The organism is uncultured Boseongicola sp., from assembly GCF_937988555.1.
GTDB lineage: Bacteria > Pseudomonadota > Alphaproteobacteria > Rhodobacterales > Rhodobacteraceae > Boseongicola.
In genome coordinates this window covers 44,252-57,048 of the sequence record NZ_CALJXO010000221.1, presented here as the reverse complement: position 1 = coordinate 57,048, position 12,797 = coordinate 44,252, and the positions used below count along the sequence as shown (strand labels likewise).

The window sequence follows — 12,797 nt, the reverse complement described above, 5'->3', positions numbered from 1 at the left end:
CGTGCCGCGCAGTACCTTAGCCACCCCTATAGCATTCCGATCATTGGCTGGAAACATGAAGCCGAGGCGCTGACGCTGGAAGACGCCGTTTCGTTTTATGAGCAGCATTATGGGCCCAACAACGCGATCCTTGTGGTTGCGGGCGATGTGCAACCGGACGAAGTGCGTCGTCTTGCCGAGCAATACTACGGTGTGATTCCACCCAATCCGAATGTGAAGCCACGTGAGCGTGTAACCGAACCTCCCCAGCTTGCTGAGCGCCGGCTCTCCTATGCGGATCCCCGCATCGGTCAGGCTTATGTAATCCGCACATATCTTGCGCCCGAACGGGATGCGGGTGCGCAAGGAGAAGCGGCCGCTTTGACGCTTCTGGCCGAGTTGTTGGGCGGGTCGGGCACGACATCGTTCTTCGCCGAGCAGCTTCAGTTTGAAAGCCAGGTCGCGATCTATTCGGCGGCGTTTTACAGTGGACTTTCGCTTGATGAAACAACGTTTGGTCTGATCGTTGTGCCAAGCGAGGGTGTCAGTCTTGCCGATGCAGAAGCGGCGATGGACAAGGCTTTGGATGCCTTTCTAGAGACCGGTGTGGATATGGCAGACCTCGAACGCATCCGCATGCAAATCCGGGCGTCAGAAATTTACGGGCAGGACAATCTGTCGTCTCTCGCACGCACCTATGGTGGCGGGCTTACCAGTGGGCTGACAATCGAAGACATCGAGGCATGGCCGCAAATCCTTGGCGAAGTGACAGCCGATGACATCATGGCCGTCGCGGCCACCATTTTTGAGCGCCGAAATGCTGTCACTGGTTGGGTGATGCCCGAAGGGTCCGAGGAGTTGATGCAATGATCCGTGTTGTCTTTGCCACGATGATGGCTATGGCTATGGCGGCCCCTTTGAAGGCGGCTGTTGAAATTCAGGAAGTTACGTCGCCCGGCGGCATTGAAGCCTGGCTGGTACAGGAGGACTCGATCCCGTTTGTGTCGCTGCAAATCCGGTTCCTGGGCGGTGCATCGCTTGATCCGACAGGCAAACGCGGTGTGATTAACTTGATGACCGGATTGATCGAAGAAGGCGCGGGCGAGATGGATGCCACCGCCTTTGCGGAAGCCCGCGATGGATTGGCGGCAAGCTTTGATTTTTCCGTCCAGGACGATGCTTTGAGCGTGTCGGTCCGAATGCTAAGCGAAAACCGCGATGAAGCCTCTCAGTTGTTGCGCGACGCATTGGTCAACCCGCGCTTTGATGAAGATGCGGTTGAGCGCGTGCGTGCGCAGGTTCTATCAGGCATCAGATCCGACGCCACGGATCCGAATTCGATTGCGAGCCACACCTTCGACGCGATGGTGTACGGCGATCATCCCTACGGCAGCGACAATAGCGGAACCCTTGAAAGCGTGGCTGCGCTGACGCGAGACGACATTGTTGCGGCACATCGCGCTGTTTTGGCGCGGGACCGCATCTATGTCGGCGCGTCCGGTGATATCTCGGCCGAAGAGCTTGGGCTGTTGCTTGATAGTTTGCTGGGTGGCTTGCCTAAAACGGGTGCAGAATTGCCGGGGACGGCGGAGCTTAACATCACCGGGGGCATGACAATTGTACCTTTTGAAACTCCGCAATCGGTCGCGTTTTTTGGCCATGCGGGTATCCCGCGCGATGACCCGGACTTCTTTGCGGCCTTCGTTGCCAATGAGATTTTCGGCGGCTCGGGTCGCCAGTCTCGGCTTTCGGAAGAAGTGCGCGAAAAGCGAGGTCTGACTTATGGCGTCGGGTCGTATCTTGTGAACTTCGACAATGCCGACATGCTTTTGGGTCAGTTTGCTTCTGCCAATGACCGCGTTGCGCAAGCGATTGATGTCGTGAAAGCTGAATGGGCCAGGATCGCCGAAGAAGGCGTCACCGAGGAAGAACTGGCCGAGGCCAAAACCTATCTGACGGGTGCGTATCCCTTGCGTTTCGATGGGAACGGCCCGATTGCGCGGATCATTGTGGGGATGCAGACCATTGGGCTAACGCCTGATTACATCACAACCCGCAACGACCGGGTCGAGGCTGTGACCCTGGATGACGTCAAGCGTGTGGCGGCCCGGCTATTTCAGCCCGAAAACCTGCGGTTTGTCGTTGTAGGGAAGCCGGATGGATTGGACAGTACGAACTGATTGGACGAAAAAAAGGGCCGTGCAAGCACGGCCATCCAGTCAGGGAGGAACTAATATGCTGCGCGGTCGTAAATCTGCGCGGCTGGAATAAGAATCTGCTAATTCGTAAAGACACAATACCTATCAAAACGAGACTACACAGTCTGCGGACGCTGTGCGTGATTTTTCTTCATCACGCCTAAAAATGTGGCAATATTACCTCATCGCCGAATGTTATGGATCGCGCGACGCGCCTCAGATGAGGTTCTCCGCAAAAAGCCCTCAGATTGATAAAAAACCCTATTGTTGACCTGCATCAATGATTGTCACGTCGACACTTAACGCTTCTGCGCCCGAGCCTTGAGACACCCCTCGGATGGGCGCGGCATCGATCGCATCAAAGCCCGACCCAAGCCGGATATAGCGTTCGTCGGGGCAAACTCGGTTCGAGGCATCAAACCCAACCCAGCCCAAATCCCGCACATATAGCTCGGCCCAGGCGTGGCTTGCTTCCGCGATGGCACCTACGGCGTGAAGATATCCGGTCACATAGCGCGCGGGAATTTCCAGACTTATGGCTGCTGCGACAAGCGCATGTGCGTGATCCTGACAAACGCCACGCCCTGCTTCCAGCGCTTCTGCGGCCGTGGTCCGTTCGTCGGTTTCTCCCGGAACATAGGCAATCGCTTCACCGACGGCTGTGGCAAGTGCATGCGCTTCGGCAATTGGGCTTCCGGCGTCTTTTACGGCGGCTTCGGCAAGGTCGCGTATTGCGGGGCTTGCGTGGGTGAAAGGCCCGCGCCTGACGTACGCCAAAGGCGGTACTTTCTCGGAGTGGCCGCGCAGGACGCCAGACAGATCTGTCGTTTCGACCGTTCCGCTGACCTCGACAACGACATTTTCGACGGAGCCAAGGAAGGTCGCGGTTTCGATCAGATCACCGGCGCCGTCACGGAAGCTTGCGCCACGTACCGCGCCTTCGATATCCACGTTCCAATCCAGAATTTTCTGACCGTCAAACAGAGACGGCCAAAGCCGCAATGATTGCGCGACACCCCGCTTTGGCGGGTCAAATCGGTAGCTTGTGCGGTGGTTTACTTGTAAGCGCATTACCGGGCCTCCCCACTTAGATAGACGCCGCTAATGACAGCCGCCAAAGCCGCGATCTCGTCAATTGACCGCGACAAGAACTCGTGGAGCCCCTCTTCAAAGATATCATCGACGGTAATCTCGCTCATGTTAGCCACCAGAAGACGGGCCTGGGTTTGGGCTTCGGTTGTTTGCCCATAAGCGCGGGCAAGCCGGTCCAGATGCCAACAGGCCTCCTCGGCGCAGGTGATCAGCGATCGTGGTGCCTTACGGTTAAGGATCAGGAAATCGGCAATTTTAGCCGCTGTAACCTCGCCGCCATAGGCCCAACTGAACGCCCGGTGGGCGGACAGTGCCCGCAAAATCGTCCGCCACTGGTAGTTATCAAGTTCGGTCCCGACGAAATCCACCTGTGGCAAAAGCACAAAGTATTTCACATCCAAAAGGCGCGCGGTGCTATCGGCGCGTTCAAGGTATGTGCCGATATTCAGGAAATCGTAACCGTCGATCCGAAGCTGCGTGTCTTCGATTGTGCCGCGGATCAATGCGGCTGTTCGCAAGGTCCAATCAATCAGATCGCTCATCGACAGTTTCGAGCGTTCTGTCCGCTTCAACTCGCGCATTTCTTGATTGGCGTTGTTCAGCGCGTCCCACGTCTGGCTGGTCAGTGAGGTGCGGACAATGCGCGCGTTTTCGCGAGCATGTTCAATACACGAAGCGACGGACGAGGGATTATCGGAATCAAAAAATAGGAAGCTTTCCACGTTTCGTTCTCGAATATCGTCCCCGTATTTGGCCTTGAAGGTACCGGCCGAGCCGCTGGCGCGCAGGACAGATTCCCACTCGTTGCGAAAGCCGCCCGCAGTGTTTGGGATCAGCGCATTGCGTGAGCCAACTTCGAATAGACGGGCGACGGTTTCGGCGCGCTCAACAAGGCGCCCAATCCAAAAAAGGTTCTCGGCGTGGCGGGCAAGAAGGGTCATTCGGCCAACACCCAGGTGTCTTTGACGCCGCCACCCTGACTTGAGTTCACCACCAGCGAGCCGTCTGTCAACGCAACCCGCGTGAGGCCACCCGGTACAAGTTCTATGTTCTCTCCGACAAGGCAATAGGGCCGCAAATCGACATGGCGCGGTGCGATCCCTTCCTCGACGAATGTGGGACAGGTCGACAGCGCGAGTGTGGGCTGGGCGATGTAGTTTCCGGGATTGTCTTCGATTTTCAGGCGGAACACTTCGATCTGCTCCTTGGTCGAGCGCGGCCCGACCAACATCCCGTACCCACCCGATCCATGGACCTCTTTCACGACCAGCTCGCCAAGATTCTCAAGCACGTATTTCAGCTCGTCTTTCTTGCCGCACTGCCAGGTCGGGACGTTGTTCAGGATCGGTTCTTCGCCCAGAAAAAAGCGGATCATTTCGGGTACGAAGGTATATATTGCCTTGTCATCGGCGACACCGGCCCCCGGCGCACTGGCGATGGCAACACCGCCCGAGCGATAGACATTCATCAATCCTGGAACGCCGAGCATTGATTCCGGTCGAAAACAAAGCGGGTCAATGTAGGCATCGTCGATACGGCGATAAATCACGTCAACTTTCTTGGGGCCTTCCGTCGTGCGCATGTAGCAGAAGTCGCCTTTGACGAACAAATCCTGCCCCTCGACTAAAGCCACGCCCATCATGTCAGCCAGAAAACTGTGCTCGTAGTAAGCCGAATTGAAATGGCCGGGCGTCAGGATTGCAACCGTCGGCTCGCCATCGCATTTTGCGGGGGCGACGCTGGCAAGTGTGCGTCGCAGTTGCGCCGGATAGCTCTCCACAGGGGCAATCCGGTTTTCGCGGAACAATTGCGGGAACATCCGCATCATGATCTCGCGATTCTCCAGCATATAAGAGACACCTGACGGGGTGCGACAGTTGTCCTCAAGGACGAAAAATTCGTCGGGGCCGGTCCGTACAAGGTCGATGCCAACGATATGACTGTAGACACCGCGCGGCGGCTTGATCCCAACCACTGCTTTCTCGTAGGCCTCGTTTTGATAGACAAGACGCCCCGGAATAATCCCGGCTTTTACGATCTCACCGCGCCCGTAAACATCCATAAGGAAAGCGTTCAACGCCTTCGCACGCTGTTTGACGCCGCGTTCCAGCTTGCGCCATTCTTGGGCGGCGAAAATGCGCGGGAACATATCAAAAGGGATCAGCCGGTCCGGGTCGCCCCCTTCGCCGTAGACCGCAAAAGTAATGCCGATGCGCCGGAACAGGGCTTCGGCCTCGGATTGCTTGGTGTTGCGGAATTCCTCGGGCATCTCAGCCGCCCATGCACCAAGTCCCTCATAGGGTGGGCGGATCGCATTGCCTGAGCCCATTTCATTGAAGTAGTTTGGTTTTTTCAACATTATTCCCCTTGTTCTCGCTGACTATGATCGCCGAGGCTGGAAAGTCAAAGGGCAAGCGCGCCTGGCTTTCGGCAGGTAAAGTCTGGATTTATGCAATTGCCTGCTGTTCGGGCAGTTTTGGGACGCTAAGATTAAAGGTATGGGCAAAACGCCAATTCTGACGTTCACCAAGAAGGGTGTCTTTTGCCCGGCTGGGGGCTTTTATATTGACCCTTGGCGGCCGGTTGACCGGGCGTTGATTACGCATGGACATGCGGACCACGCAAGGGGCGGCATGGGGCGTTACCTGGCGACCAAGGCCGCGGCCCCGGTGATGCGGCATCGCCTTGGTGACATCGCGCTTGAGACCATCTCCTATGGCGAGCGCCGGCAGATCGGCGATGCAAAAGTCAGCTTCCATCCGGCCGGCCATGTTCCGGGTTCAGCACAAATTCGCATTGAAGTTGGCGGCGAGGTCTGGGTTGTTTCGGGCGACTACAAAGTCGTGGACGATGGTGTCAGCGAGCCTTTCGAGCCGGTGCGCTGTCACACGTTCATCAGCGAATGTACGTTCGGTTTGCCGGTCTTCAAATGGGACGCTCCGTCATCGGTGGCCGCCGATATGAACTCCTGGTGGGCTGCAAACGCGGCGTCGGGTCGGTTCTCGATCTGCGGGGCCTATGCGCTGGGCAAGGCACAGCGCATCCTTGCAAGCCTCGATCCTTCGATTGGCCCGATCCTGACGCATGGGGCGATTGAAAACACAAATGAAGTCCTGCGTGCACAAGGCATAAGACTGCCCGCGTCCATCCGTGTGACGCCCGATCTGAAGCCCGCAAATTATCCGGGGGCGTTTGTTCTGGCCGTGCCTTCAGCCATGGCAAGCGCCTGGGCCGGTAAATTCCGCCCGACATCCACGGCATTTGCAAGTGGCTGGATGGCGCTGCGAGGTGTGCGGCGTCGCCGCTCGGCGGATCGGGGCTTTGTGCTGTCGGATCATGCGGATTGGGACGGTTTGAACATGGCAATCAAAGCTACCGGCGCCGAGCGCGTGTTTGTGACCCACGGCTATACGTCGGCGTTCCGGCGTTGGCTGGAGGACCAAGGATATGACGCCGGGATCGTCGAAACCGAATTTGGCGCAGACAGCGAGGACGATCTTTGACGGACCGTGCGAAGCTAACTTCTTTTGGCGGTGGTTTTCCTCGGGCCACGCTTTCTATATGGTCCGCGAAAATCCCAACCTGAAAGGCATGAGATGAGCATCCCGAAACCTGTGGTTCTGTGCATTTTGGACGGCTGGGGGCTCCGCGCGGACCGCGAAGCAAACGCGCCGGTTCTTGCAAATACGCCGACGTTTGATCGGATTATGGCGACCTGCCCGAATGCGACTTTGATCACCCATGGGCCTGACGTTGGTTTGCCGACAGGGCAGATGGGTAATTCCGAAGTGGGTCACACCAACATCGGTGCAGGCCGCGTCGTTGCGATGGATTTGGGGCAGATCGATCTGGCGATTGAAGACGGATCGTTCTTCGACAACGAAGCCATTGGCGCTTTTGCCAAAAAACTACAGGGCAGCGGTGGCACGGCACATATTATCGGGCTGGCATCACCGGGTGGTGTACATGCCCATCAGACCCACATCGTCGCGGCAGCAAAGGTGCTGACCGATCGCGGTGTGAGTGTTGTGGTTCACGCAATTACAGACGGCCGCGACGTGCCGCCGCAATCAGCGCACGATCAGGTCGCTGCTTTGGCGCAAGCATTGCCGGAGGGCGTCAAAATCGTTTCAGTTTCCGGGCGGTATTTCGCGCTTGATCGCGACAATCGCTGGGACAGGGTTGAGAAAGCCTATCGTGCCATGGTGCTAGGCAAAGCTGATCCCGTGGCTGATGCGGTCGAGGCCATTGCTAAGCGGTATGAGCTTGGTCAGTCCGATGAATTCATCGAGCCCTATATCGCTAATGGTTACCAAGGGATGAAGGACGGCGACGGCGTATTTTTTGTCAATTTTCGTGCGGATCGTGCGCGCGAAATTTTGAGCGCGATAGGGGCGCCTGTGTTCTCGAATTTTGACGTCGGCGAGCGTCCGAAATTGGCGGCCCTTCTGGGAATGGTGGATTACTCGCAGGCGCATAACGCGTTCATGACCGCCGCTTTCCCCAAAAAGAAGATCGCCAACACGCTTGGTGAATGGGTTGCAAAGCACGGATTAACTCAGTTCCGCTTAGCAGAAACGGAAAAATACCCGCACGTTACGTTTTTCCTGAACGGCGGCAAAGAGACACCCGAGACCGGTGAGGATCGTTTTATGCCGAAGTCGCCCAAAGTGGCGACTTATGATTTACAGCCTGAAATGTCGTCGGTCGAAGTGACGGAGCATTTCGTGGCGGCGATCGAGGACGGCTATGATCTGATCATCGTGAACTACGCCAACCCGGACATGGTGGGTCACACCGGTGATCTGGCCGCCGCGATGAAGGCCTGCGAGGCCGTTGATCAGGGGCTTGCGCGTGTGATCGTCGCCTTAGAGGCGGCGGGAGGCGCGATGGTGCTGACGGCTGATCACGGGAATTGTGAGACCATGGTCGATCCTGAAACCGGCGGTCCGCACACGGCGCATACGACCAATCTTGTGCCGGTTGCCGTGATCGGCGCGCCGGATGGGGCCACTCTGATGGACGGACGACTTGCGGATCTTGCGCCGACGCTTCTTGATCTTCTCGGGTTGAACGCACCGCCTGAAATGACCGGGCAAAGCTTGATCACGCGATGAAGCATCTTCTGCTTTGCCTGTCACTGGCCTTCGCTCCGGCGGTTTCGGCGCAGGACTCCGCTGCGGATTTGGCGCGCGAAGCGTCTGATTTTCTGCAGGAGGCAGCTTTGGCTTTGTCCGAGGCAGACGGCGCAGGCAATCGGATTGCGGCTTTGACGGTCACGGTGCGCGCTTACGAGCGTGGGCTTGCCGCCATGCGCGAAGGTCTGCGTCTTGCAGCCCATGAAGAACGCGCAATCAGCAGCGCTTTGGAAGGGCGCGATGCCGAGTTGATGCAGCTTTTGGCGGCGCTGCAAAGCATCGAACGCAGCGGCGGTGCGGCGCAAGTCTTGCACCCCGACGGCCCGCTTCCGGCGATCCGCACCGGTATGCTGGCCAGCGAGTTGGTCCCGGCGCTTAATACGAGGGCGCAATCAGTCGCGCGCGAACTAGAAGGCATACAGGATATCGTTGCCTTGCAACTTGCGGGGCAAGCGCAGCTTGAAGATGGCTTGGCGGGCATTCGCGCGGCGCGGCTTGCTTTATCTGAGGCCGTCTCAAATCGCAGTGATCTGCCGCAAGCAGCTGCGACCGATGATGCTGCGATGGAGGCGTTGATAAACTCCTCCGAGACACTCGCCGCCTTCGCCGACAATTTTGTGACAGCAGCCCAGGGGCCGGACGCTGCCGGTGAAAGCTGGGCTTTGCCAGTGGTCGGCCGGGTCCTGCGCGATTTTAACGAGGCCGACGCGGTGGGTGTGCGGCGCCCCGGTTGGATTATTGCGACAAATGCAGCGGCAATCGTCACCACGCCTGTGGCGGCCACGGTTCGGTTTGCGGGCGCTTTGCCGGACTTCGGAAAGGTCGTGATTTTGGAGCCGCGTGCAGGCGAATTGCTGATTTTGGCGGGCGCGTCTGATCTGTTTGTGACCCGCAGTCAAATCCTGGCATTGGGCGAACCAATTGGCCTTATGGGCGGCGATTTTGCACGTGAACAAGAGAAATTGATCGAAAGCGAACAAGGCAGTGGTCAACCTGGCCGCGAAACGCTTTATATTGAGCTAAGACAGGGCCGGGAGGCCGTCGACCCCGGGTCGCGGTTTCATCGGCAGATAGATTAAGGAACTGTAATGAAAAGATTCTTTCTAGCGTCCGTCACCGGTATCATGCTTGGCGCCGTTGTGACTACGCAGGTGGCCGGACCGTTGTTGGCGCAAGAAGCCGACCGAAAGGCCTCGGTTTACGAACAATTGGACCTGTTCGGTGATATATTCGAGCGGATCCGCGCGCAGTATGTCGAAGAAGTAGACGAGGGCGACCTGATCGAAGCTGCGATCAGGGGCATGCTGACATCCCTTGATCCGCATTCGTCGTATCTGTCGCCAGATGACGCCGCCGATATGCGTGTGCAAACACGTGGTGAATTTGGTGGGCTTGGCATCGAGGTCACACAAGAAGAGGGCTTTGTGAAGGTCGTCTCTCCGATCGACGGAACGCCAGCTGATCAAGCCGGTGTCGAGGCGGGTGACTTCATCACCCACGTGGATGGCGAAAGCGTCCTGGGCCTTGGTCTTGATCAGGCAGTTGACCTGATGCGTGGCCCGGTCGGCAGTGAAATCATCATCACAGTGGTGCGGGAGGGCGCAGGCGAACCCTTCGATGTCTCCATCATCCGCGATATCATCACTTTGACTGCGGTGCGCTCGCGCACAGTTGGCGACACTGTCGTATTGCGCCTGACGACCTTCAGCGATCAGACATTCCCGTCGATGCGCGACCAGCTTGCTGAACAAGTGGAAGAGCTTGGCGGCCTGGACAACGTCAACGGCTTCGTTATTGACCTGCGTAACAACCCGGGCGGTTTGCTCAATCAGGCGGTGCGTGTTTCGGACGCGTTCCTTGACGCGGGCGAGATCGTGTCGACCCGTGGTCGCGATCCGCAAGATGGCGACCGCTTCAATGCAGAAGAGGGCGACCTTGCTCAAGGAAAACCGATCGTTGTTTTGATCAACGGTGGCTCCGCATCGGCGTCTGAAATCGTTGCGGGCGCTTTGCAGGACCATCGCCGCGCCATCGTTGTCGGCACCAAAAGCTTCGGCAAGGGCTCGGTGCAAACCGTGATGCCGCTTCGGGGCGAAGGCGCGATGCGCCTGACCACCGCACGGTACTACACGCCGTCGGGTCGCTCGATCCAGGCGTTGGGCGTGTCACCGGATATCATCGTGGCTCAGCCGCCGCGCCGCGAGGAAACTGAAGAGGAGACGCCGCAGCGTGGCGCCCGCTCCGAGGCTGATCTGCGTGGTAGCCTTAACAACGACAGCCTCAGCGAAGATGAGCGCCGCCTGATCGAAGCGGATCGTGCCAAGGCAGAAGCTTCCGCGGACCTGCGTGAAGAGGATTATCAACTCGCATATGCGATTGATATTCTTAAGGGTATTTCTGCGTTAGGTCCCGAATATGCGGCTGCGTTGGCGGCTCAAAAGGCCGACTAGTCACCCCTGATTAAGTGTTTAAACCGGCGAGGATTTCCTCGCCGGTTTTTCGTTTCTGAGGGTCGTTTAGCCATGCGCTCTCTTCATCTGCGTAGCTCGTCTGTTCAAAAATCCGCAATGTTTCCCACGGACGTTCCCGGTTAGGGTCCTGTGCGAAGGAGGTTTAAAAATGCCCGCAATCGTCGAAGTTCAGAACGTCACAAAGACCTATGATGGTGGGTTTGACGCGCTGAAGAACATCAACCTCGATATCGAGCAAGGTGAAATCCTTGCCCTTCTGGGTCCAAATGGAGCCGGGAAGACGACCTTGATTTCGACGATTTGTGGTCTGTCATCGCCGACAAGCGGCCACATCCAAGTCGGCGGGCATGACGTCATAAGCGACTATCGCGAGGCTCGCAAACTGATCGGGCTGGTGCCGCAGGAAATCAATCTCGAACCCTTCGAGTTCGTCATAAACACCGTGCGGTTTTCGCGGGGTCTGTTTGGCAAGCCAAGGAACGACGCGTTGATCGAAAACGTCCTGCGCGACTTATCTCTTTGGGACAAACGGAACGCGCGGATTGCCGAATTGTCAGGTGGTATGAAGCGCCGCGTCCTCATCGCAAAGGCGCTAAGCCACGAGCCACGAGTTTTGTTCCTTGATGAACCCACCGCAGGTGTGGATGTGGAGTTGCGCAAGGATATGTGGGCCATGGTCGACCAGCTTCGCCAGGACGGGGTCACGATCATCCTGACGACCCACTACATCGAAGAAGCGGAAGCCATCGCCGACCGCGTTGGCGTAATCAACAACGGCGAAATTCTTCTGGTTGAGGATAAGCAGGATTTGATTGTCCGCATGGGACGCAAGGAAATGCGGATCGAACTGACCGAGCGCGTTGAAACCATTCCCGACAGTCTGGCAAAATACAATCTGCAGCGCGCCGATGACGGGTCTGCCGTTGTTTACGTTTACGACACCCGTGGTGAACGCACCGGCATCACCGCTCTTTTGAAAGACCTTCGGGAGGCTGGCATGGGACTTCGAGACGTGCAGACGCACCAAAGTTCGCTGGAAGACATCTTTGTGACTCTCGTGCAGGAGGCCTCGGCATGAACTGGTACGGTATTCGCGCGATCTGGCGGTTTGAAATGGCGCGGTTCTTCCGGTCGATCATTCAATCGATTGTCTCGCCTGTTTTGTCTACGTCGCTTTATTTTGTTGTGTTCGGCGCCGCAATCGGCAGTCGTATCGATTCTGTTGAAGGCGTGAGTTATGGCGCGTTCATTGTGCCAGGGCTAATCATGCTCTCGGTGCTGACCCAGGCGCTACAAAACGCGAGTTTCGGGATCTATTTCCCGAAATTCATCGGGACAATTTACGAAATCCTTTCGGCGCCGATCTCCTCCCTTGAAATAGTCGTCGGTTACGTAGGCGCCGCCGCGACAAAGGCGATGATAATCGGCATAATCATTCTGATCACGTCCTTTTCCTTCGTAGATATTTCGATCCAACACCCGTTTTGGATGATCGCCTTTCTGGTCCTGACTTGCGTGTCTTTCTCGCTTTTGGGGTTTATCATCGGCATCTGGGCGAGAAGCTTTGAGCAACTAAATCTCGTTCCGCTTCTGGTGATCACGCCGCTCGTTTTCCTTGGCGGATCGTTTTATTCAATCACCATGCTCCCGCCAATCTGGCAGACGATTTCCCTGTTTAACCCTGTGCTTTATCTTGTCTCCGGCTTTCGGTGGTCGTTCTTTGGCGCATCGGACGTGCCCGTCCTTGCAAGCCTCATCGCAATCACTGGCTTTACCGCGCTTGGTCTTGCGATCGTCTGGTGGATTTTTCGCACGGGGTATCGCCTGAAAGCCTGAAGACTAATGTCAGAAATTCAAAATAAATTGCGCTTCTTCTTGGGGGCGGATACTCGTGGGGGAGGCGTTAGCCGGGGTGCTGG

The 12,797-nt window shown here is 57.1% G+C and carries 11 protein-coding genes; 8 read left to right on the top strand and 3 right to left on the bottom strand.

The window, feature by feature from the left end; all coding sequences use genetic code 11:
* Positions 1–849, top strand: an 849-nt coding sequence (locus Q1B15_RS13550; RefSeq protein ID WP_299754405.1) for an insulinase family protein, incomplete at its 5' end; no start/stop codon positions are given.
* Positions 846–2,159 carry a pitrilysin family protein gene (locus tag Q1B15_RS13545; protein WP_299754403.1) on the top strand — a complete coding sequence of 438 codons (1,314 nt, stop codon included), beginning with the start codon at positions 846–848 and terminating at the stop codon, positions 2,157–2,159. The genes Q1B15_RS13550 and Q1B15_RS13545, both read left to right, overlap by 4 nt.
* 279 nt (positions 2,160–2,438) lie before the next feature.
* On the opposite strand, the gene Q1B15_RS13540 is transcribed toward Q1B15_RS13545, so the two are convergent.
* The 3 genes from Q1B15_RS13540 to Q1B15_RS13530 are packed head-to-tail and all read right to left on the bottom strand — an operon-like array spanning position 2,439 to position 5,538.
* Positions 2,439–3,248, bottom strand: coding sequence for a transglutaminase family protein (locus tag Q1B15_RS13540; protein WP_299754401.1), 810 nt, complete (start codon positions 3,246–3,248; stop codon positions 2,439–2,441).
* Positions 3,248–4,210 (bottom strand): alpha-E domain-containing protein, encoded by a 963-nt coding sequence (locus tag Q1B15_RS13535; RefSeq protein ID WP_299754399.1) that lies wholly within the window; start codon positions 4,208–4,210, stop codon positions 3,248–3,250. The genes Q1B15_RS13540 and Q1B15_RS13535 overlap by 1 nt, the downstream gene beginning before the upstream one ends.
* A complete protein-coding gene (locus tag Q1B15_RS13530) occupies positions 4,207–5,538 on the bottom strand; it encodes a circularly permuted type 2 ATP-grasp protein (RefSeq protein WP_299754414.1) in 1,332 nt (443 codons plus the stop codon). Before Q1B15_RS13530 ends, Q1B15_RS13535 begins: the two co-directional genes overlap by 4 nt.
* Positions 5,539–5,767: 229 nt before the next feature.
* Here Q1B15_RS13530 and Q1B15_RS13525 point away from each other — a divergent pair, with 229 nt between their 5' ends.
* The 6 genes from Q1B15_RS13525 (at position 5,768) to Q1B15_RS13500 (ending at position 12,714) form a co-directional block, all read left to right on the top strand.
* Positions 5,768–6,772, top strand: coding sequence for a ligase-associated DNA damage response exonuclease (locus tag Q1B15_RS13525; RefSeq protein WP_299754398.1), 1,005 nt, complete (start codon positions 5,768–5,770; stop codon positions 6,770–6,772).
* A 93-nt stretch (positions 6,773–6,865) separates the two neighbouring features.
* Positions 6,866–8,386: a 2,3-bisphosphoglycerate-independent phosphoglycerate mutase gene (gene gpmI / locus Q1B15_RS13520; protein ID WP_299754397.1), complete on the top strand. Its 1,521-nt coding sequence runs from the start codon at positions 6,866–6,868 to the stop codon at positions 8,384–8,386.
* Entirely contained in the window at positions 8,383–9,486 is a 1,104-nt protein-coding gene (locus Q1B15_RS13515) for a peptidoglycan DD-metalloendopeptidase family protein (RefSeq protein ID WP_299754395.1), read from the top strand. Before gpmI ends, Q1B15_RS13515 begins: the two co-directional genes overlap by 4 nt.
* 9 nt (positions 9,487–9,495) lie before the next feature.
* A complete protein-coding gene (locus Q1B15_RS13510) occupies positions 9,496–10,857 on the top strand; it encodes a S41 family peptidase (protein ID WP_299754393.1) in 1,362 nt (453 codons plus the stop codon).
* 169 nt (positions 10,858–11,026) lie between these two features.
* Positions 11,027–11,956, top strand: a complete 930-nt coding sequence (locus Q1B15_RS13505) for an ABC transporter ATP-binding protein (RefSeq protein ID WP_299754391.1) — start codon at positions 11,027–11,029, stop codon at positions 11,954–11,956.
* Entirely contained in the window at positions 11,953–12,714 is a 762-nt protein-coding gene (locus tag Q1B15_RS13500; protein WP_299754389.1) for an ABC transporter permease, read from the top strand. The genes Q1B15_RS13505 and Q1B15_RS13500 overlap by 4 nt, the downstream gene beginning before the upstream one ends.
* Positions 12,715–12,797: the final 83 nt, after the last annotated feature.